Raw genomic sequence first — 19709 nt, 5'->3', positions numbered from 1 at the left:
GGCAGATGGAAGCCATTCTCCCATGGGGTCCCCTGCAGCACCGGCTGCACCGGCGGCTGCTGACGGACCCCCTGCTCCTGCCCCGGGGGAGGCGGCTGCTGCTGGCGATCTCCGGTGGCCAGGACTCGATGGCCCTGACGGCTCTGCTTCTGGAGCTGCGGCGCCTGCACGGCTGGGAGCTTCACCTCTGGCACGGCAACCACGGCTGGCGGAAGGAAGCCGCCGATCAGGCCGGGGAGCTGGCGGCCTGGGCCGGCGGCCTGGGCCTGCCCATCCGGGTGGAGAACGCCCCCGCTGCGCCGGCCTCCTCCGCCAGCGGTCGTGAGGAGGCTGGGCGCCGCTGGCGCTACGAGCGGTTGAACCAGCAGGCCCTCAGCCTCGGCTGCACCCGCGTCGTGACCGGCCATACCGGCAGTGACCGTGCCGAGACCCTGTTGTTCAACCTGGCCAGGGGTTGCGGCCTGCGGGGGCTGAGCAGCCTGCGGGCGCGGCGTCCCCTCAGCGGCAGGATCGAGTTGGTGCGTCCCCTGCTCGGCTTCTCCCGGGCCGAGACCGCGTCCTTCTGCAAGCAGCAGCAGCTGCCCCTGTGGCTGGATCCAGGCAACACCGATCCCCGCTTCAGCCGCAACCGCCTGCGCCAGGAGGTGCTGCCGGTGCTGGAGGAGCTCCATCCCGGGGCCTGGCGGCGTCTGGGCGCACTGGCCGAACGCCTGGAAGGCACCCAGAATCTCACCCAGGAGCTGGCCCTGCTGGCCCTCATGGCTCTGGAGACGCCACCAGCTGCCCCACTCGCCGCAGGCCGGCCTGAGCAGGGGCCAGAACTGCAGCGCCAACCACTGAGCGAGCTCACCGCCAGCAGCCAGGAGCTGCTGCTCGATCTCTGGCTGGAGCGCAGCGCCGGGGTTCGGCTGGGGGCCCGGAGCCTTGAAGCCCTGAGGCGCCGGTTGCCGCTGAGCCAGGGGCCTGGCAGCCTGGCTTTGCCCGGAGGCAGGAGCCTTCACTGGGACCGGCAGAGCCTGTGGCTTCAGCCGGAACCGAGCGATCACGCGGGTCCATCCGGCCCTCCCGAACCCGGTGCGGCCTCAGCCCCCTCCAACCGATGACATCCAGCGGCTTCGATCAGGCCTACAAAAGCGTGGAGCTGGCCTACAGCCAGGGGCGCTTCGCCGAGGCCCTGCAGGAGGGGGAGGACCTGCTGGCGCACACACGACTCGAGGCCAGTGATCCCCACAGCCTGCGGCTGAAACTGTTGCTCGGGCACATTCACTTCTATGGATTGCGCCAGCCCGAAGACGCCGGCGAGCTCTACCGCGAGGTGCAGGCCACTGCCATCAAGGGGAGCACGTACAACGATCTGGCTGCCGAGGGACTGGCGCTCTGCGAGCAGAGCAAGCCAGAGCCAAGCCAGTCCGAACAAAGCCTGGCGCCGGCTCCTCCGGACAACGACCTGGAGGCTGTGCGGGTGTACGTGCTGGCCGAGCAGCCGGCCGCCTCCGTCCGCGATGAAGCAGGCGAGCGGCGCTTCAGTCCCGAGGAGGAAGCTGAGCTGGCCAAGGGTCTGCTGCGGGTGGTGCTGGGCTGAGCGGCAACAGGGCCGCCCAGCCAGCAGCCCTTCAGCTGGCGGCGGTGGAGCGGCGGCGACGCACGCGGTTCGCGGGCATCTCCGGTTCTTCCGGCTTGGTCTCCGCCACCTGGACAACGGGGGCACTTGCAGGGATCTTGGTGGCGACGGGCAGGGTGGCCGTCGCCGAGACAGCACCAGCGCCAGAGGCCTGAACCCGCTGGGGGGGAGCAGGAGCATGGGTGCGGATCACGGGTTCACGCCCTGTGCTCTCCCGGCGACCGCCGCGGGGGGCCGGGCGGCTGTCCGGCTCGGCATCAGCACGGCCCTTGTAGGCCGGGGTGCCCGCCGGAGCCGGCTGCACCAGACAGATGATCAGGGGCTCCACCTGCAGCTCGCGCCGCAAGCGGCGCTGGAGACCGACTTCGATCTCCCGCTGCACGCCCACCCAATCGACCTCGGGGGCCGTACCACCAGTGTTGCGGGCCAGCTGATTCCAGCGGTTGTCGAGCACCCAGCCAATCTCCCGCTCAGCCCAGATCGAGAGCCGGCGGGCATCGGCGGTGGTGACCACACCGCGCAGGTTGACCCGCGGCGGGGCGCCCATGACGCCATCGGTGCTGATCACGGTCAGCAGGGTGATGACGCCGTCTTCGGCCAGTTGCTGGCGTTCCTTGAGCACGCGGTTGTCGACGATGCCGTTGCGGGAGGCATCCAGCAGTTCGATACCGGCCTTGACCGGATCCCCCTTGTGGATGGTCGTGGGGGTGAGCTCCACCACATCGCCGTTGTCGATGATCAGCATGTTGTCGGCGGGAATCCCCATCGACTGGGCCGTGCGCGAGTGGCACACGAGCATGCGGTGCTCCCCGTGCACCGGCACGAAGAATTTCGGCCGGGTGAGTGCAAGCATCAGCTTGTGGTCTTCCTGGCAGCCATGGCCGGAGACGTGGATGCCTTCACCCTTGCCGTAGACCACCTTGGCCCCCATCATCATCAGGCGGTCGATGGTGTTCACCACCGAGATGGTGTTCCCGGGGATCGGACTGGCGGAGAAGATGATCGTGTCGGTGGATTTCACCTGCACCTGGGGGTGCTCACCACGGGAAATACGGCTGAGGGCCGCCAGAGGCTCACCCTGGCTGCCGGTCATCAGCAGCAGGGTTTCGCGATCGGGAAGGTCGCGAATCTGCTTGATCGGCACGAACAGCTCATCGGGGCAACGGATGTAACCCAGTTCGCGCGCCTTGGCGATCACGTTGAGCATGGAGCGGCCCAGCAGGCCCACCTTGCGGCCATGCTTCATCGCCAGTTCCAGGATCATCGAAACCCGGTGAACAGAACTGGCAAACGTGGTGACGATCACCCGGCCATCGGAATTGGCGAAGTGACGGTCGAGGTTCGGGAACACCGACCGCTCCGGCGGGGTGAAGCCGGGTACCTCGGCATTGGTGGAATCGCTGAACAGGCAGAGCACGCCCTGCTCGCCGTAATGGGCCATCCGCTGGATGTCGAAGTATTCACCATCGACAGGAGTGTGGTCGAACTTGAAATCGCCGGTGAAGATCACCACGCCCACGGGGGTGGTGATCGCCAGGCTGAAGCTGTCAGCGATCGAGTGGGTGTTGCGGATGAACTCCACCTGGAAGTGCTGACCCACCTTGACCACATCCCGAGGGCTCACCGTCTGGATCACGGTGCGATCTGTGACGGCAGCCTCCTCCATCTTTCCCTGGAGCATCGACATGGCCAGCCGCGGGCCATAGATCACAGGGATGTTGAAGTTCTTGAGGTGGTGGGGAATACCGCCGATGTGATCTTCGTGACCATGGGTCACGATCATGCCGCGGATGCGCTTCTGGTTTTCACGCAGATAGCTGGTGTCGGGCAGCACCACATTGACGCCGTGCATGCCATCGCTGGGGAAGGCGAGGCCGGCATCCACCAGCATCAGCTCATCGCCATACTCAAAAACACAGGTGTTCTTGCCGATCTCATGAAGACCGCCGAGGGGAATCACCCGCAGGGCCGGCTGTTTGGTGGTGGGGGACGTCTTGTTGTTGCTTGAGCTCATGGGGTGTGGAACGAAGGGTTGGAGAACAGATGGACGGGAATCGGAGTGTTGCTGTTGCGAGAACTCCAGGCCGCACTGCGCTGGAGCTAAGCCATGGCGTCAGGTGGGACGCAGGGCAGCCAGAGCGGAGGTCAATCGGGCACGGACGTCGCTGTCGGCGGAGACCAGCGGAAGACGGGGGGACCCCACGGGCCAGCCCTCCAGTTCAAGGGCGGCTTTGACGGGAATCGGATTGGTGGTGGCGAACAGGGCCCGGCAGAGGGGCAGCAGGCGTTCATGCAGGGCCAGGGCCGCGGCCAGCTCGCCGGCGAAAAAGGCAGAAATCATGCGCTGGATCTCGCGCCCCACCAGATGGCTGGCCACGCTCACCACGCCGACGGCACCCACGGCCAGCATCGGCAGGGTGAGGGCATCGTCGCCGCTGTAGATCGCCAGCCGGTCGCCGCAGAGCAGCCGCAGCTGGCTGACTTCATCGGTGCTGCCACTGGCGGCCTTGTAGCTCACCACGTTGGGAAGATCGAGCAGGCGGGCCGTGGTGCGGGGCTCGAGACTGCAGCCGGTGCGTCCAGGAATGTTGTAGAGCATCACCGGCAGGCCGGGGGCCGCCTGGGCGATCGCGCGGAAATGGGCTTCGAGCCCCTCCTGGGGCGGCTTGTTGTAGTACGGAACCACCACCAGGGCCCCATCAGCGCCTTCCTCGGCCGCGCGTCCGATGGCTTCGATGGCCTCGGCTGTGCAGTTGCTGCCCGTGCCGGCGAGCACCAGGGCTCGGCCACCCACGGCCTGCTTCACCGCCTCGAACAGCTCGTGCTGCTCCTGCCAGCTCAGGGTGGGGGACTCGCCGGTGGTGCCGCAAAGCACCAGTCCGTCGGAGCCGTGATCCACCAGATGCTCAGCCAGGCGCGCGGCCAGCTCAAGATCCACCGCGCCATCGGGACTGAACGGGGTGACCATGGCGGTCAACATCCGGCCGAAGGGCGGATGCGGTTGGCCCGTGATGGCCTGTTCAACCGTGATGCTCAAACGGCACCTCCGACGGCGGCCATGCGCCAGGCCGGATCGAGCAGCAACTCGGCGATCTGCACGGCGTTGAGGGCCGCCCCCTTGCGGATCTGATCACCACAGAGCCAGAGCTCAAGGGCATTGGGGTCGCTGAGGTCCTGGCGAATGCGCCCCACCGCCACCGGATCTCGGCCGGTGACATCGGTGGGCATCGGGAAGCGGTTGGCGGCGAAATCTTCCAGCAGCTCCACCCCAGGAGCCGCAGCCAGCAGGGCTCGGGCCTCCTCGACGGGAAAGGGTTGCTCGAACTCGATGTTCACTGCCTCGGAGTGGGCCCGCAGCACGGGCACCCGCACACAGGTGGCCGAGAGCCGCAGCTCCGGCAGAGCCATGATCTTGCGGGTTTCGTGCAGCATCTTGAGCTCCTCCTCGCAGTAGCCGCTGGGCTGCAGGGGGGAGTTGTGCAGGAAGAGATTGAAAGCGAGAGAGTGGGGCAGCACCTCGCTTACCGGCTCACCCCCATCAAGAACAGTGCGGCTGAGTTCACGCAGTTCCTCCATCGCCCGGGCCCCGGCACCGCTGGCCGACTGATAGGTGCTCACGACCACACGACGGATCGGACGACAGGCCTGCAGGGGCGCCAGGGCCAGGGTGAGCAGGATCGTGGTGCAGTTGGGGTTGGCGATGATCCCCCGGTGAGCCAGGGCCGCCTCCGGGTTCACCTCAGGCACCACCAGCGGCACCTCAGGATCAAGGCGGAAGGCGCTGGAGTTGTCGATGACAACCGCGCCTGCCGCCACCGCCACCGGCGCCCAGCGCCGTGAGATCGACCCACCAGCGGAGGCCAGCACCACATCCACCCCCTCAAAGGCGGCAGCGTCGACGGCCTCGATGGGGACCTCGCGGCCCTGCCACTCCAGCCGGCGTCCGGCAGAGCGGGGGGAGGCCAGCAGCCGAAGCTCACCGACTGGGAAGCGACGCTCCTCCAGCAGGGTCAGCAGCTCCTGCCCCACGGCGCCGGTCGCACCGAGCACCGCCACCGTCAGGGGACGGTTGGGAAGTGGTTGAAAGGAGGCGGTGCTTGACAACGGCAGGACGGGGTGAAAGCGCTGGCTGAGGTGGCTGGGCCTGGAGCAGACCAGTGGGTCAGACGTGGGCTCGGCTGAAGACGGACGCAACGGCCGCAGGCAAGGCTGAACCCGCTGAGCGGGGCTGAGCCATCAGTGAAAGGAGGAGGGAAGCGGGAAGGATTGCAGAGGAACGGGAAAGACTTTGGGAGCCTGGGCCGGTGTCACGCTCCGTGGGGCGGAGGGAGCTGTGCACGCTGGACCGGAGGCTCGAAGTGGAACCGAATGGTCCTGGCGGATATCAACGACCACATGTCGTTGCGCACACAATACGCTGCCCAGGCCTCAGGAGGGTCCGCGGGATGAGCCGGAGCACGAGTTCATAGGATCGGGGGCTGCATCCCCGCGCCCCGGCCGTTTCTCCATGAGCTCCGCCCTGAAGGTCAAGACCAGCCCCCGTCCCGGCAGCCGGCTGGCGCTGGAGGTGGCCGTCCCCGGCGGCCGCTCCCAGGCCAGCTACGAGGCCGCGGTGGTGAAGCTGAGCCGCAGTGTGCGTCTGCCCGGATTCCGTCAGGGCAAGGTGCCCCGTCCGGTGCTGCTCCAGCAGATCGGCCCCCTGCGGATCCGGGCCACCGCCCTCGAAGACCTGGTGGACAGCGTCTGGCGGGATGCCCTCGAGCAGGAGAAGATCGAGGCCCTCAGCAGCCCCGAGCTGAGCGAGGGCTTCGAGGCCCTGCTGGAGCGCTTCAGCCCCGGTGAAGACCTGACCCTCACCCTTGAGCTGGATGTGCAACCCACCCCCAGCCTCAAAGCCACCAAAGGGCTCACGGCCGAAGCCGAGCTGATCAGCTACGACCCCGCACGGGTCGAGGAGATGCTCGAGCAATCGCGCCGCCAGCTGGCCACCCTGGTGCCGGTGGAGGATCGGCCCGCCGCCACTGGCGACGTGGCTGTGGTGGCCTTCAGCGGCACCTTCGTCGACACCGGCGCGGCGATCGAGGGCGGCAGCTCCGACGCCATGGAGGTGGAACTCGAGGAGCGGCGGATGATCCCCGGCTTCGTGGCGGGCATCCTCGGCATGGCTGTGGGCGAGGAGCGCGAGGTGAGCTGCCGCTTCCCCGACGACTACCCCCAGGAGGAGGCCCAGGGCCGCGAGGCCAGCTTCAGCATCACCCTCAAGGAACTCAAGGCGCGCGAACTGCCAGCCCTCGATGACGCCTTCGCCAAGGAGGCCAGTGACAAGGACAGCCTCGAGGAGCTCAGGACCGATCTGGAGACCCGCCTGCGCGAGGACGCCGAACGGCGGGCCCGCAGCAGCCGCCACGACGCCCTGCTGGCGGCACTGGTGGAGCAGCTCGAGGTGGACCTGCCCGAGACACTGATCCAGCAGGAGATCCGCTCGCTGATCGAGCAGACCGCCTCCCAGATCGCCCAGCAAGGGATGGATGTTAAGAAGCTGTTCACCCCCGATCTGGTGCGCAGCCTGATGGACAGCTCCCGCCCCGAGGCCGAGCAGCGGCTGCGGCGCAGTTTCGCCCTCAAGGCCCTGGCCGAAGCCGAAGACATCCGCCCGGAGGCCGACGCCATCGAGGCCAAGGTCAAGGAGGTCATTCAGGGTCTGAGCGACACCAGTTCGATCGATCCGCTGCGGCTGCGCGAAGCCGTGGCCGAAGATCTCCTGCGCGAGAGCCTGCTGGAGTGGCTCGAGGCCAACAGCACCCTCACGGAGAAAGCCCCTGAGGCCGAGTCTGCTGCCGGCGCCGACGACCAGGCCTGAGACCGCCATAGATTGAATGCCTGCACCGTTTCCCCCTGCCCCGGCCGCGTGATCGAAGCCCTTCGCTCCCATCCGATCCACAACAGCTGGCAGGCCTCGCCAGGCGTGCTGCCCACCGTGGTGGAGCAGTCGGGGCGCGGCGAGCGGGCGTTCGACATCTATTCCCGCCTCCTGCGGGAGCGGATCATCTTTCTGGGCACAGGCATCGACGATCAGGTGGCCGACTCCCTGGTGGCCCAGCTCCTGTTCCTGGAAGCGGAAGATCCCGAGAAGGACATCCAGATCTACGTCAACTCACCTGGCGGCTCCGTCACGGCCGGGCTGGCCATCTACGACACCATGCAGCAGGTGGCTCCCGACGTGGTGACGATCTGTTATGGCCTGGCGGCCAGCATGGGGGCGTTCCTGCTTTCGGGTGGCACCAAGGGCAAGCGCATGGCCCTGCCCAGCGCGCGGATCATGATCCACCAGCCCCTCGGAGGCGCCCAGGGGCAGGCTGTCGACATCGAGATTCAGGCCAAGGAGATCCTTTTCCTCAAGGACACCCTCAACGGTCTGATGGCGGAGCACACCGGCCAGCCCCTCGCAAAGATTGCGGAGGACACCGACCGGGACTACTTTTTGTCTCCGCCCGAAGCCGTCAGCTACGGATTGATCGATCGTGTCGTGGATGACACCACCACGGTTTGATCCTTAAGGTCTGCTGACGGACCTCAGGTTCCGGCCCATCCTGGAAGGCCGGCCCATGCCCCACCCCCTGACCAGGACGCCCCAGCCCGATGGCCAAGTTCGACGCCCATCTCAAGTGCTCGTTCTGCGGCAAGTCTCAGGAGCAGGTGCGCAAACTGATCGCCGGACCCGGGGTCTACATCTGCGACGAGTGCATCGATCTCTGCAATGAGATCCTCGATGAGGAGCTGGTGGAGAGCCACGGCAGCGCCAGGCCCAGCGGCGACCACGGCCGCAAACCAGCCGTCAAGAAGAGCAGCAAGCCCGCCCCCACCCTGGCGAGCATCCCCAGACCCCAGGAGATCAAGTCCTTCCTCGATCAGCAGGTGGTGGGCCAGGACGAGGCCAAGAAGGTGCTTTCGGTGGCGGTCTACAACCACTACAAGCGCCTGGCCTGGCAAGGGGACGGCAAGGGCGAGACCGACCGCAGCGCCACCCGGCTGCACAAGTCGAACATCCTCCTGATCGGCCCCACCGGCTGCGGCAAGACCCTGCTCGCCCAGACCCTGGCCGAGCTGCTCGACGTGCCCTTCGCCGTGGCCGATGCCACCACCCTCACCGAGGCGGGCTATGTGGGTGAGGACGTGGAGAACATCCTGCTGCGTCTGCTGCAGAAGGCCGACCTCGATGTGGAGCAGGCCCAGCGCGGCATCATCTACATCGACGAGATCGACAAGATCGCCCGCAAGAGCGAGAACCCCTCGATCACCCGCGACGTGTCCGGCGAAGGCGTGCAGCAGGCGCTGCTCAAGATGCTGGAAGGCACCGTCGCCAACGTGCCGCCCCAGGGGGGCCGCAAACATCCTTACCAGGATTGCATCCAGATCGACACCAGCCAGATCCTGTTCATCTGCGGCGGCGCCTTCGTCGGCCTCGAAGAGGTGGTGCAGCGGCGCCTGGGGCGCAATTCGATCGGCTTCCTGCCGGCCGATGGCCGCGGCCGCGGCCATCGCGAACTCAAGGCCAGCCACGTGCTGCGTCACCTCGAACCGGACGATCTGGTGCGCTACGGCCTGATCCCGGAGTTCACCGGCCGGCTGCCCGTGAGCGCCGTGCTCGAACCCCTTGATGTGCGCTCCCTGGAGTCGATCCTCACCGAACCGCGCGACGCCCTCGTCAAGCAGTTCCAGACGCTGATGAGCATGGACAGCGTGCGCCTGGAGTTCGAGCCCGGCGCCATCGAGGCGATCGCCCACGAGGCCCACCGCCGCCGCACCGGTGCCCGTGCCCTGCGCGGCATCGTCGAGGAGCTGATGCTGGATCTGATGTACGACCTGCCCTCCAACAACGAGGTCAGCTCGTTCACGATCACCCGCGAGCTGGTGGAGCAACGCAGCAAGGCCAAGGTGCTCCCCTATCCCAACGTCGTCAGCCAGCAGGAATCGGCCTGAACGGCAATCCACCCCTGACCCTCCTTGCTCCGTGCGCAATCCCGGCGGCAGGGTAAAGCGGTCCTGCCCCGCGATCACGGCCCATGGCAGCCGCCGACCATCTCCAGGTGCCCCGGCAGCATGGGCTGTTCAACCACCACGGCATCGACCTGGGGGATGGCAGCGTGGCTCATTACCTGGAGGGCCGGGCGATCCTGCGCTCACCCCTCGAGGACTTCAGCCGCGGTGAACCCGTGGCAGTGGTGGCCTATGACCCCGACGAGATCTCTGCGGCGGGCATGACCCTGCGCCGTGCCATGGGCCGGCTGGGTGAGCAGCGCTACAACCTGATCTTCAACAACTGCGAGCATTTCGCCATCTGGTGCAAGACCGGTCGTCACCGCAGCGCCCAGGTGGAGGGCTGGCTGCACACCGGCAGCCTCGGAGCTCTGATGCTCGGCCAGCTGGTGCCGGCAGCCCTGATCACCGCCGTGCGCCTGCTGCTCAGGCAGGGCCTCAACCTGGATGGGGAGCAGCTGGAGAAGGGCCGGACCCTGGCACTGCAGAGCCTGGAGCAGCTCGATGGTCTGCGCCTGAAGCTGCAGCAGAAGCTGGAGGCGGAGCTGGCCCGGGCGGAGGCCCGCTGGGGGGAAGGCCGAGACAGCGCGTCGGAGCCGTTCGCCAAGCTGCGCCTGGCGGCCCAGAACCTGGCCGACCAGCTTGAGGAGGTGGAGGAGATGGAAGACCGCCTGGAGCGCCTGCTGGCCGCGAAACCCTCTGAGTAGCCTCATGGGCCAGGCCGTCCGGGGAGCAGCCTCCATGACCCAGGCCCGTGCCTACCTGCCCCTGCCCCAGAAGTACAGGCCGCAGCGCTTCGACCAGCTGGTGGGGCAGGAGGCGGTCGCCTCCACCCTCACCAGTGCCCTGCGCCAGAACCGGATCGCGCCGGCCTACCTGTTCAGCGGGCCCCGGGGCACGGGCAAGACCTCCAGCGCACGGATCCTGGCGCGGTCGCTCAATTGCCTCACGGCAGCAGGACCCACCCCCGACCCCTGCGGCAGCTGTGAGCTCTGCCGCTCGATCACCGCTGGCAACGCCCTCGATGTGATCGAGATCGATGCCGCCTCCAACACCGGCGTCGACAACATCCGCGAGCTGATCGAACGCTCCCGCTTCGCGCCGGTGCAGGCCCGCTGGAAGGTCTATGTGATCGATGAGTGCCACATGCTCTCGACCGCCGCCTTCAACGCCCTGCTCAAGACCCTGGAGGAGCCCCCGCCACGGGTGGTGTTCGTGCTGGCCACCACCGATCCCCAGCGGGTGCTGCCGACGATCCTCTCCCGCTGCCAGCGCTTTGATTTCCGCCGTATTCCCCTGGAGGCCCTGGAGGGCCATCTGCGCTTCATCGCCAGCGAAGAGGAGATCGGCATCACCCCCGAAGCTCTGCACGTGGTGGCGCTGCGGGCCCAGGGGGGCCTCCGCGATGCCGAGAGCCTGCTCGACCAGCTCAGTCTGCTGAGCGCACCGATCGAGGCCACGGCGGTCTGGGACCTGCTCGGCGCCGTGCCGGAGCAGGAGCTGCTGGAGCTCGTGGCCGCCATGGGAGAGGGCGATCCCGTGGGCATTCTCGAGACCTGCCGGCGCCTGCTCGAACGGGGGCGGGAGCCCGGGGCCGTGCTGCAGGGTCTGGCCAGCCTGCTGCGGGATCTGGTGCTGGCCGGGGTGGCCCCGGACCGGCTGGAGCTCACTGCGGTCAGCACCCAGCTGCAACCGCTGTTGCCCGAGCAGGCCCGCCGCATCGGCAAGGCACGGCTGCTCAGCTGGCAGGCGCTGCTCAAGGGCAGCGAACAGCAGCTGCGCCAGAGCGCCCAACCCAGGCTCTGGCTCGAGGTGCTGCTGCTGGGTTTGCTGGCGGAGCCGGCGGCTGCCGCCGCCGTCCCGGCGATGGTACGGCCCCAAGCCCCGACGGCTCAGCCCCAGCCCCAGGTGCCCGAGGCAACGCCAACAGCCCCCCAGGCAGCAGCAGCAGCTCCTCCTGCGGCTCCAGTCGTCGCCCCAGCCAGCCCAGCTCCCTCCAACGCCCCTGCGGCCGGCCCGGACCACCAGGATCTCGGGGAGCTCTGGCAGCAGATTCTCTCCAGCCTGGAGCTGCCCTCCACCCGCATGCTGCTCTCCCAGCAGGCCTCCCTGCTGCGCCTCGATGGCCAGCGGGCGGTGGTGCGGGTCAGCAGCAAGTGGATCGCCATGGTGCAGAGCCGCCTGCCCCTGCTGGAGTCGGCGCTGCGCCAGGCCCTGGGCAGCCCCCGCCAGGTGCTGCTGGAGGCCTCCGACCAGCCCAGCAGCCCGGTGGTGGTCACTCCACCGATGGTGGCCAAGCCCACTGGAACACCACCAGTGGGGCCGCCCACGGCACCACCCCTGGATCACGCCCCTTCAGCGTCTGCAGCAGCGGTGGTCTCCAAGGCGACGACTTCCCAGGCAGCGCCCCCCCAGGCGATGGCCGCTGCCCAGACGCCATCTCCTGCTCCTGTGAAGGCAGCGCCGAACCCAACCCCTGATCGGCCTGAGCGCCAACCGCTCGATGACCAGGCCCGCCGCCTGGCCGACTTCTTCAACGGCGAAGTGGTGAGCCTGGAGGAGTGAAGCGGACCCGCTCAGGAGGCCTGGGTGGAAGGATCCGAGAGCGGATCAGCCAGGGGATCGATGGGGAGGTCATCGGCGCTGGCCTCGATCCCGCTGTCGCCCCCCAGGTGCTGGGTCTTGGCCCAGACCAGGCGCTTGGGCAGCAGGGCCATGCGCAGGGTGACCCAGGGGATGACCACGAACCAGTGCATGAGATAGGTGATCCCCAGCGCGGCCGCCAGGGGGTTCATCGCCGGCAGGGGAGGACCTTCGCTGGGGCGGCGGCAGCCGGCCACGAACGCTGCGCCAGAGAGGCCGAGGGCCACGATCGACAGGGGCCAGACCGTGGGGGCGGTGCGGCTGACCAAAGCGGCGAGCAGGTCGACGACCGAAACCATCGGCAGCACGTACTGCAGCAGAAAGAAGCTGGTGAGGTCGAGCTTCTGGGCGGGGTTCAGGCGTTCCGAGATCAGCCCCGGCCAATAGTCGAAGAAGCGCTGCAGGCCACCTTCCGCCCAGCGCTGACGCTGGCGCCAGAGGGCCGGAATGGTGAGCACCGCCTCCTCCTCCACGGGGGGATCCCAGAGCACGCCCACCGGCTCACCGGCCAGCAACAAGCGAAAACTGAGGTCAAGGTCGTCGGTGACGGTGTCCTCATTGAAGCCGCCAACCCGGAGGATCACTTCCCGGCGCAGCAACTGGCCGTTGCCCCGCAATTCCGCCACACCGCCGCCGGCCAGCCGGCCCTCCTGCACCACAGCATCGAGGGCCATTTCCATCGCCTGGGCGCGGGTCAGCAGGTTGCAGCCTGCATTCACCACTGCCTTGCGCAGTTGCATCGCCGACCAGCTGCCCTGCTCAGCCTGGGGGATCAACCGCTCGAGCAGATCCTCCTGCAGGCCGGCATCGGCGTCGAGCACCAGCATCCAGCGGCCTTCGAGCTGCTCCAGCACCGCATTGAGGGCCCCCGACTTACCGCCGCCGGCATGGCGGGGGCGCCGCAGCACCCGCAGCATCGGCGTGCTGGCCTCGAGGGCCTTCAGCAGCTCAGGCGTGCGGTCCTCGCTGCCGTCGTCCACCACCCAGAGGCGCAGAACCCCATGGCGGTAACGCAGGCGGCTGATCCGCTCCACCAGACGGCCGACCACGGCCTGCTCGTCGCGGGCCGCCACCACCACATCCACGGATGGCCAGGGTCCCGGCCAGGGGCCGTCGGCTGAGCTCTGCGGCGGGTTGCGACGCCAGAGCTGTCCCAGCACGGTGCGCACCACATAGGCGCCCAGCAGAAGGGTGAGGCTGGCGGCTGGCAGAAGGCTGCGGGGCGGCTCCAGCCAGTGGGGCGCCACCCCGGCCCAGCCGCAGAGCACAACAAACAGGGCAGCTTTGCCGCGACGCCCCCTGGGGCTGGAACCGGTGGCTGTCATGGCAACTCCGTCATGGCAACCGTGCCGGCGTGGCTGGTCCGCGTCAGGGCGAACTCTAAAGGCCCCCACTGAGGGCTTCGATGGTTACCAGCTCGGTGCCCGGGTAGTAGTGCGCCAGGATCCGGTTCTGACTCCAGCCGCGACCGCCCAGATCGATGGCCCCCTGCTGGGAGAGGCCGGCGCCATGGCCGAAGCCACCACCCATGAAGCTCCAGCGGCCGGACCCCTCGGGCTTGAGCACGAAGAGGGTGCTCGGCAGTTGCCGGAACGTGCGGCGGATGGCGTCGCGGCGCAGCACCCGCTGGCCGCTGCTGCCCACCACCGAGAGGGCCAGCACCCGGCCGCTGGGGCCGCGCTCCAGCACCTTGATCTCCCTCGGCTCTCCAACCCCGCCAGGTCCTTTCTCCAGAGACTGGCGGATGCGGGTGACATCCAGCTGCCGGGTCCAGCGAAACAGGGGATGGCCCGCTCCATAGGCGGTGCCTCCCTGGCGCAGCAGCTCCGCCAAGGAGGCGGCGGGCAGGGGCACCCCGAAGCGCTGGGCAAAGGCCGGCGGCCCATCGGGGCGGGCCTGGAGGTAAGGCAGGGGCGGGCCGCTCCAGACCTCCTCGAATCCGGCCGAGATGCCGCCGTTGCTGGCGTGGTAGACGGCGTGGATGGGTTGCCCCTGCCAGCTCAGCACCTGCCCGCGGGTGGCCTCAACGGCACGGCGCACGGCGGCGCCGGCCTGGCGCGGGTCGGCATACACCTGGCACTGGGTGTCGGAGCAGAGGTGGTAGCCGTCGACGTCGTAGCGATGGCTGTTGCGCAGGGCCCAGGTGCGGGCGAGAACGGCCTGGGCGGCGAGGGCCGCCGCTGGGGAGCCAGCGCCGATCTCATGGGGAACGACCCCCAGCAGATAGCGCTCCAGGGGGACCTGCTCGATCAGGCTCCAGCCGCCGTAGGCGTTGGCCTGCAAGCGGAAGGGTCCCTGGAACACTCCTTTGCCCCAGCGCAAGCCCTGCGGGACCTTCAGGCGCAGGGGACCCTGCAACGCCACCACGCTGCCGTCGGCTGCCGTGGCCTCCAGCTCCAGGCGGGTTGTCTCCTCCCGCGTCCAGGCCCTGGCCTTGAATCCCTCGGGCGGAGCCGTGCGGGGGGGGGCCCACACTTCCCACTCCGCCGGATGGGCGATCACGGGCTCCACACCAAGCAGGCGCCAGGCCGAGGCTGCCTGATCAGCCGTTTCAAAACTGGGGAAGGGGCCCAGCACGGTGCGCTCGAGCAGCAGGGGCTCCGGCAGGGGCCGCTGCCGCCAGCGCAGGCTCAGCCTGGGGCCCTGGAGCTTGCGGCCACTGGCGTCCTCCAGCTCGAGGCTGCCGGCGGCGGCCTTCAACAGAAGTGGCGCCGCCTTGGCGGCAGCCATCCCAGGGGCCGGCCCCAGCCGGGCACCCAGGGCGACCCAGAGCACCGGCTGGCTGCGCTCGATGGCGGGGCGAGGGGAGGTGGGCCAGTGCAACGCCGCCGCGGGCATGGCACGGCAGCCCGGGGCCAGCAGCAGGGAGCTGCCGAGGCCCATGGCGAGGGGCGCCAGACGGGACAGGAAGAGTGGTGAGGGCGGAGCGGGGAATCTCATCGAAAAACCGTACGGCCGAGGGGATGATCCTGGGGGAGTTGGCGGAAGGGGCATCCACGTCGTACTTTGGTTGTTTGTGAACGGGCGCCAGACATGCCGAAGCTCAAGACCCGCCGAGCAGCTGCCAAGCGGTTCAAGGTGACCGGCACTGGCAAATTCATGCGTCGGCGCGCCTTCCACAACCACCTGCTCGATCACAAGAGCCCCAAGCGCAAGCGTTACCTCGGCACCATGGCGGTCGTCGATGAGCGCGATGCCGACAACGTGAGCCGCATGCTCCCCTACGCAGGCTGAGAAGCCAGGCGAAAGCCGGCAGCTCCTGATTCCCACCGTTCAACTGAGAGATTTCCATGGCCCGCGTCAAGAGGGGCAATGTCGCCCGTAAACGCCGTAACAAGGTCCTCCGCCTCGCCCGCGGCTTCCAGGGCAGCAACGGCAGCCTCTTCCGCACCGCGAACCAGCGGGTGATGAAGGCCCTCTGCAATGCTTACCGCGACCGTCGCCGGCGCAAGCGCGATTTCCGTCGCCTCTGGATTGCCCGCATCAACGCCGCCGCTCGCCTCAACGGCCTGAGCTACAGCCGCCTGATCGGTGGTCTCAAGCGCTCCGATGTGCAGCTGAACCGCAAGATGCTCGCCCAGCTCGCCCTGGCCGATCCCGGCAGCTTCAGCGACGTGGTGGGCGCCGCCCGCGCCTGACCTCAGGCTCCCCGAATCAACTTCGCGCATTAGCCAACCCCCGCAGGCCCGATGGACCTTCTCCTTCCACAGGCCTATCTGATCGGCCTGATCGTTCTGCTGGGGGGGGCGGCCGTGGTGATCGGCCTGCAGGTCTGGCGTGTGCGCGCTGATGAAGTTCGCCTGGCGAAGCTGGAGATCAAGGTCAAGGAAGACTCCAAGGATTCCGCCACGCTCTACGAGCTGGCCTCGGTGCAGCTGCGCAAGCGTCTCTACGACCAGGCCGTCGACACGCTCAAACTGGCTTTGAAGCGCTCAGACGGCGAACCGGGTGAAGCACGGGCGCTGATGCAGAACGCCCTGGGTTTTGCTCTGGCGGCCCAGGGCAACCATGCCGCAGCCATCCGTCACTACAAGTCGGCCCTGCAGGCCAAAGCGGATTATCCCGTGGCCTTGAACAACCTGGGTTATGCCCTCGAGCGCCAGTCTCTGCCCGAGGAGGCCCGCCAGGCCTACAGCCAGGCCCTGGCCCTTGATCCCGGCAACAAGACCACGAGCAAGCGCCTGAAGCTGCTCGATCGTCGCTTCCCAGCCGAGACCGTTGAAACGGCTGGTCCGGCCCAGGGGATGGCCCCAACAACCGGGCGCTCAGCCTCAACCAAGAACGACGCCTCAGGTCAGAAGAAAGCGTCCTAAGGCTGCCTCTTCAGCAGCCTTTGAATCTCAAACACCTCGCTGAATCTGGCTTTCGGTCACCACAATCCCCGTACCGGCGCTCCACTGGAAGGTGCCGCTGGAGCTGCCACCTGGGCCACTGGACGAAGGTCGAAGCGACCGCCGGGATTGGTCAGACGCGGCGCGACCCAGCCCGCCAGCTCCAGGCCCTGCACCCCACTGATTTCCCCACCCGATTCCATCCCGCCGACTTCGCAGTCGCAGAGCATCAGCAGATCGAGCTGGTCGGATTTGGCGTTGAGGTTGCCCTGCACCGCCACGGTGGTCTCTCCCACCTGCATCTCACCGCGCAGGTCGACCATCTGGCCCATGGGGGTGGCCTCCTCCAGGCGCAGCTGCACAGGCAGGGGCGCGCCGCCGCTGAAGGAGCGGTAGACGCCCGACCACACCCTCGGCAGGTCGCGGGCCAGATCAACGGCCCGGCCCTTCGGATCAAAGGTTTCCACCGGCCCCAGCTCGGCCTCGAAAACCTGCACCGCTGAGGTGGGCGGTGCGCCGAAAGGCACGACGCTTCCCACCGGCAAGGGATTCATGGCCAGCTGGGGGTCGGCGGCAGCCAGGAGCAGCGGCAGAAGCAGCGGCATCGGGAAGGTTCAGGGCACGTGGGAGCAGGCTAAGGGCGGCGGCGCCATCCGGCGGACCGAAACAGCCGCCAGGGCCATCGTTCGCGGTAGTTTCGCGGCATGGCTGGGGCTTCGACGACATCCCAATGGACAGCGACACCCTGGTGATCGCGGGACGGCCCTTCCGCAGCCGCCTGATGACCGGCACCGGCAAATACCCGAGCCTGGCGGCGATGAAAGCCAGCCTGGAGGCAAGCTCCTGCGAGATCGTCACCGTGGCGGTGCGCCGGGTGCAGTCGCTGGCCGCTGGACATGAGGGTCTGATCGAGGCGATCGACTGGAGCCGCCACTGGATGCTGCCCAACACCGCCGGATGCGCCACCGCCGAGGAGGCGATGCGGGTGGCACGGCTGGGCCGGGAGCTGGCGCGGCTGGCCGGCCAGGAGGACAACAACTTCGTGAAGCTGGAGGTGATTCCGGACAGCAGGCACCTGCTGCCGGATCCGATCGGCACCCTCCAGGCCGCTGAAGCCCTGGTGCAGGAAGGATTCGTGGTGCTTCCCTACATCAACGCCGATCCGATGCTGGCGCGGCGGCTGGAGGAGGCCGGCTGCGCCACAGTGATGCCGCTGGGCTCTCCGATCGGCTCTGGCCAGGGGATCCGCAACGCCGCCAACATCGCCCTGATCATCGAGAGCGCCCGCGTTCCCGTGGTGGTGGACGCCGGCATCGGTGTTCCCAGCGAAGCCGCCCAGGCCATGGAGATGGGCGCCGATGCCCTGCTGATCAACAGCGCCATCGCCATGGCCGGTGATCCAGCGGCGATGGCCCGCGCCATGGCCATGGCCACGGTGGCGGGCCGCACCGCCTACCTGGCCGGGCGGCTGCCGGTGCGCTCCGAGGCCAGCGCCAGCTCACCGCAGCAGGGCCTTGTTGGTTCCCCCGCTCCGGCCGAGATCCCGTAACAGTCCTTCTCAGGGAAAGGCCAAGGCCGCCGGCACTGGGTAACTTGCGGCATCCACTGCGCCCCATCCATGTCGGTCACCGAGGAAGACGGCGGCAAACTCAATGCCTTCGCCAGGGAGCCCCGCATGGAGGTGATCGAGACGGGGGCAGGGCGCAGCCGCTCGACCACCATGCTGCTGCTGGGGGGTGTGGTGCTGGTGCTGCTGATGGTGGCGGTGGCGGCGGGGATCAGCTGAGCGTCTGGATCCCGGCTGCCTGCTGGGGGGGGCGGAACGCCTGTAGTAGCTTGCCAGCAGGAGCATCGGCTCGTTCAGCAGGAGTTCAGACGTGAAGGTTCTCGTTCTCGGCGGCGACGGCTTCTGCGGCTGGCCCTGCTGCGTGAATCTGGCCGAGGCCGGCCACGACGTGGTCATGGTCGACAACCTCAGCCGGCGCAAGATCGACGTGGATCTGGGGGTGGAATCCCTGACCCCGATCGCCACCGTGCACGACCGCCTGCGGGCCTGGGAGGACACGGGCGGCCGAGCCATCCGCTTCGTGCACCTCGACATCGCCCAGGACTACCACCTGCTGCTGGAGCTGCTGCGCAGCGAGCGTCCTGAGGCCGTGGTCCATTTCGCCGAGCAGCGGGCGGCGCCCTACTCGATGAAGTCGAGCACCACCAAGCGCTACACCGTCGACAACAACGTCAACGGCACCCACAACCTGCTCTGCGCGATCGTTGAGAGCGGCCTCGACATCCACATCGTGCACCTGGGCACCATGGGGGTCTACGGCTATGGCTCCCACCGGGGCGCCACGATTCCCGAGGGCTACCTCACGGTGGAGGTGCCCCAGGCCGACGGCAGCCGCTTCCGGGAGAAGATCCTGCACCCCACGGATCCTGGCAGCGTCTACCACATGACCAAGACGCTGGATCAGCTTCTTTTTTATTACTACAACAAGAACGACGGCATCCGCGTCACCGACCTGCACCAGGGCATCGTCTGGGGCACCAACACCGATCTCACCGACCGGGACCCCCGCCTGGTGAACCGCTTCGACTACGACGGCGATTACGGCACGGTGCTCAACCGCTTCCTGATGCAGGCCGCGATCGGCTATCCCCTCACCGTGCACGGCACGGGCGGCCAGACCCGCGCCTTCATCCACATCCGTGATTCGGTCAAGTGCGTGGAGCTGGCGATCGATCACCCGCCCGTCTCCGGGGAAAAGGTGCGCATCTACAACCAGATGACCGAGAGCCACAAGGTCAACGATCTGGCTGAAAAGGTGGCGGCGGTCACCGGCGCCCAGGTGAGCCACCTGCCCAACCCGCGCAAGGAGGCGATCGAGAACGATCTGATCGTCGACAACCGCTGTCTGATCGAGCTGGGCCTCAAGCCCACCACCCTGGAAGACGGCCTGCTCAGCGAAGTGGTGGATGTGGCCCGGCGCTGGGCCGACCGCTGCGACCGCTCACGCATTCCCTGCGTGTCCTCCTGGACCACGACCCAGGCGGCGGCCCTCAAGGCTGTCGTCTGAGCC

At 68.0% G+C, this 19709-nt stretch carries 19 protein-coding genes; 13 read left to right on the top strand and 6 right to left on the bottom strand.

The window, feature by feature from the left end; all coding sequences use genetic code 11:
- The first annotated feature begins 5 nt into the window (after positions 1-5).
- Complete coding sequence (tilS, locus tag WH5701_RS12525; protein WP_006172788.1) at positions 6-1103, top strand: tRNA lysidine(34) synthetase TilS; 1098 nt, start codon at positions 6-8, stop codon at positions 1101-1103.
- On the top strand, positions 1100-1582 hold the full coding sequence (locus WH5701_RS12520; protein WP_006172787.1) for a hypothetical protein: 483 nt from the start codon (positions 1100-1102) through the stop codon (positions 1580-1582). The genes tilS and WH5701_RS12520 overlap by 4 nt, the downstream gene beginning before the upstream one ends.
- Positions 1583-1613: 31 nt before the next feature.
- On the opposite strand, the gene WH5701_RS12515 is transcribed toward WH5701_RS12520, so the two are convergent.
- The 3 genes from WH5701_RS12515 to WH5701_RS12505 all read right to left on the bottom strand — a co-directional run bounded on the left by WH5701_RS12515 (position 1614) and on the right by WH5701_RS12505 (position 5725).
- Entirely contained in the window at positions 1614-3635 is a 2022-nt protein-coding gene (locus WH5701_RS12515) for a ribonuclease J (RefSeq protein ID WP_006172786.1), read from the bottom strand.
- Positions 3636-3734: 99 nt separating this feature from the next.
- Positions 3735-4601, bottom strand: coding sequence for a 4-hydroxy-tetrahydrodipicolinate synthase (gene dapA, locus WH5701_RS12510; RefSeq protein ID WP_050751588.1), 867 nt, complete (start codon positions 4599-4601; stop codon positions 3735-3737).
- Positions 4602-4654: 53 nt separating this feature from the next.
- The gene (locus tag WH5701_RS12505; protein ID WP_006172784.1) at positions 4655-5725 is read right to left on the bottom strand and encodes an aspartate-semialdehyde dehydrogenase; all 1071 of its coding nucleotides are present in this window, start codon (positions 5723-5725) and stop codon (positions 4655-4657) included.
- Positions 5726-6128: 403 nt separating this feature from the next.
- Here WH5701_RS12505 and tig point away from each other — a divergent pair, with 403 nt between their 5' ends.
- The 5 genes from tig to WH5701_RS12480 all read left to right on the top strand — a co-directional run bounded on the left by tig (position 6129) and on the right by WH5701_RS12480 (position 12223).
- The gene (tig, locus tag WH5701_RS12500) at positions 6129-7481 is read left to right on the top strand and encodes a trigger factor (protein ID WP_006172783.1); all 1353 of its coding nucleotides are present in this window, start codon (positions 6129-6131) and stop codon (positions 7479-7481) included.
- A 48-nt stretch (positions 7482-7529) separates the two neighbouring features.
- Positions 7530-8171, top strand: a complete 642-nt coding sequence (gene clpP / locus WH5701_RS12495; protein ID WP_006172782.1) for an ATP-dependent Clp endopeptidase proteolytic subunit ClpP — start codon at positions 7530-7532, stop codon at positions 8169-8171.
- A gap of 89 nt (positions 8172-8260) precedes the next feature.
- Positions 8261-9601 (top strand): ATP-dependent protease ATP-binding subunit ClpX, encoded by a 1341-nt coding sequence (clpX, locus tag WH5701_RS12490; protein ID WP_006172781.1) that lies wholly within the window; start codon positions 8261-8263, stop codon positions 9599-9601.
- Between the two features lie 83 nt (positions 9602-9684).
- Positions 9685-10365, top strand: a complete 681-nt coding sequence (locus WH5701_RS12485; protein WP_006172780.1) for a lecithin retinol acyltransferase family protein — start codon at positions 9685-9687, stop codon at positions 10363-10365.
- Between the two features lie 34 nt (positions 10366-10399).
- Entirely contained in the window at positions 10400-12223 is a 1824-nt protein-coding gene (locus WH5701_RS12480) for a DNA polymerase III subunit gamma/tau (protein ID WP_006172779.1), read from the top strand.
- Between the two features lie 11 nt (positions 12224-12234).
- On the opposite strand, the gene WH5701_RS12475 is transcribed toward WH5701_RS12480, so the two are convergent.
- Together WH5701_RS12475 and WH5701_RS12470 are read right to left on the bottom strand one after the other, a co-directional pair.
- On the bottom strand, positions 12235-13626 hold the full coding sequence (locus WH5701_RS12475) for a glycosyltransferase family 2 protein (RefSeq protein ID WP_006172778.1): 1392 nt from the start codon (positions 13624-13626) through the stop codon (positions 12235-12237).
- Between the two features lie 55 nt (positions 13627-13681).
- Positions 13682-15241, bottom strand: a complete 1560-nt coding sequence (locus WH5701_RS12470; protein WP_050751543.1) for a SpoIID/LytB domain-containing protein — start codon at positions 15239-15241, stop codon at positions 13682-13684.
- Positions 15242-15334: 93 nt separating this feature from the next.
- On the opposite strand from WH5701_RS12470, the gene rpmI reads away from it, so the two are divergent.
- The 3 genes from rpmI to WH5701_RS12455 are packed head-to-tail and all read left to right on the top strand — an operon-like array spanning position 15335 to position 16614.
- Complete coding sequence (gene rpmI / locus WH5701_RS12465) at positions 15335-15535, top strand: 50S ribosomal protein L35 (RefSeq protein ID WP_006172776.1); 201 nt, start codon at positions 15335-15337, stop codon at positions 15533-15535.
- A 56-nt stretch (positions 15536-15591) separates the two neighbouring features.
- Positions 15592-15939: a 50S ribosomal protein L20 gene (gene rplT / locus WH5701_RS12460; RefSeq protein ID WP_006172775.1), complete on the top strand. Its 348-nt coding sequence runs from the start codon at positions 15592-15594 to the stop codon at positions 15937-15939.
- A gap of 51 nt (positions 15940-15990) precedes the next feature.
- A complete protein-coding gene (locus tag WH5701_RS12455; protein WP_006172774.1) occupies positions 15991-16614 on the top strand; it encodes a tetratricopeptide repeat protein in 624 nt (207 codons plus the stop codon).
- A gap of 56 nt (positions 16615-16670) precedes the next feature.
- Here WH5701_RS12455 and WH5701_RS12450 read toward each other — a convergent pair whose 3' ends face one another.
- Positions 16671-17237, bottom strand: coding sequence for a hypothetical protein (locus tag WH5701_RS12450; protein WP_006172773.1), 567 nt, complete (start codon positions 17235-17237; stop codon positions 16671-16673).
- A 125-nt stretch (positions 17238-17362) separates the two neighbouring features.
- Between WH5701_RS12450 and WH5701_RS12445 the strand changes: the two genes are divergently transcribed.
- From WH5701_RS12445 to WH5701_RS12435, 3 genes are all read left to right on the top strand, one after another.
- A complete protein-coding gene (locus tag WH5701_RS12445; protein ID WP_006172772.1) occupies positions 17363-18181 on the top strand; it encodes a thiazole synthase in 819 nt (272 codons plus the stop codon).
- 69 nt (positions 18182-18250) lie between these two features.
- A complete protein-coding gene (gene psb34 / locus WH5701_RS12440; RefSeq protein WP_006172771.1) occupies positions 18251-18418 on the top strand; it encodes a photosystem II assembly protein Psb34 in 168 nt (55 codons plus the stop codon).
- Positions 18419-18509: 91 nt separating this feature from the next.
- Positions 18510-19706: an NAD-dependent epimerase/dehydratase family protein gene (locus WH5701_RS12435; protein WP_006172770.1), complete on the top strand. Its 1197-nt coding sequence runs from the start codon at positions 18510-18512 to the stop codon at positions 19704-19706.
- The last annotated feature ends 3 nt before the right edge of the window (positions 19707-19709 follow it).

The organism is Synechococcus sp. WH 5701, from assembly GCF_000153045.1.
Lineage (GTDB): Bacteria > Cyanobacteriota > Cyanobacteriia > PCC-6307 > Cyanobiaceae > Regnicoccus_A > Regnicoccus_A antarcticus.
This window is presented reverse-complemented; position numbering and strand designations above follow the sequence as displayed.

Excerpts from the sequence above, each read along its gene's own strand:
- tilS (WP_006172788.1), top strand. The coding sequence starts at position 6 with ATGGAAGCCATTCTCCCATGGGGTCCCCTGCAGCACCGGCTGCACCGG.
- WH5701_RS12520 (WP_006172787.1), top strand. The coding sequence starts at position 1,100 with ATGACATCCAGCGGCTTCGATCAGGCCTACAAAAGCGTGGAGCTGGCC.
- WH5701_RS12515 (WP_006172786.1), bottom strand. The coding sequence starts at position 3,635 with ATGAGCTCAAGCAACAACAAGACGTCCCCCACCACCAAACAGCCGGCC.
- dapA (WP_050751588.1), bottom strand. The coding sequence starts at position 4,601 with ATGTTGACCGCCATGGTCACCCCGTTCAGTCCCGATGGCGCGGTGGAT.
- tig (WP_006172783.1), top strand. The coding sequence starts at position 6,129 with ATGAGCTCCGCCCTGAAGGTCAAGACCAGCCCCCGTCCCGGCAGCCGG.
- clpX (WP_006172781.1), top strand. The coding sequence starts at position 8,261 with ATGGCCAAGTTCGACGCCCATCTCAAGTGCTCGTTCTGCGGCAAGTCT.
- WH5701_RS12485 (WP_006172780.1), top strand. The coding sequence starts at position 9,685 with ATGGCAGCCGCCGACCATCTCCAGGTGCCCCGGCAGCATGGGCTGTTC.
- WH5701_RS12480 (WP_006172779.1), top strand. The coding sequence starts at position 10,400 with ATGACCCAGGCCCGTGCCTACCTGCCCCTGCCCCAGAAGTACAGGCCG.
- WH5701_RS12475 (WP_006172778.1), bottom strand. The coding sequence starts at position 13,626 with ATGACAGCCACCGGTTCCAGCCCCAGGGGGCGTCGCGGCAAAGCTGCC.
- WH5701_RS12470 (WP_050751543.1), bottom strand. The coding sequence starts at position 15,241 with ATGAGATTCCCCGCTCCGCCCTCACCACTCTTCCTGTCCCGTCTGGCG.
- rpmI (WP_006172776.1), top strand. The coding sequence starts at position 15,335 with ATGCCGAAGCTCAAGACCCGCCGAGCAGCTGCCAAGCGGTTCAAGGTG.
- rplT (WP_006172775.1), top strand. The coding sequence starts at position 15,592 with ATGGCCCGCGTCAAGAGGGGCAATGTCGCCCGTAAACGCCGTAACAAG.
- WH5701_RS12455 (WP_006172774.1), top strand. The coding sequence starts at position 15,991 with ATGGACCTTCTCCTTCCACAGGCCTATCTGATCGGCCTGATCGTTCTG.
- WH5701_RS12450 (WP_006172773.1), bottom strand. The coding sequence starts at position 17,237 with ATGCCGCTGCTTCTGCCGCTGCTCCTGGCTGCCGCCGACCCCCAGCTG.
- WH5701_RS12445 (WP_006172772.1), top strand. The coding sequence starts at position 17,363 with ATGGACAGCGACACCCTGGTGATCGCGGGACGGCCCTTCCGCAGCCGC.
- psb34 (WP_006172771.1), top strand. The coding sequence starts at position 18,251 with ATGTCGGTCACCGAGGAAGACGGCGGCAAACTCAATGCCTTCGCCAGG.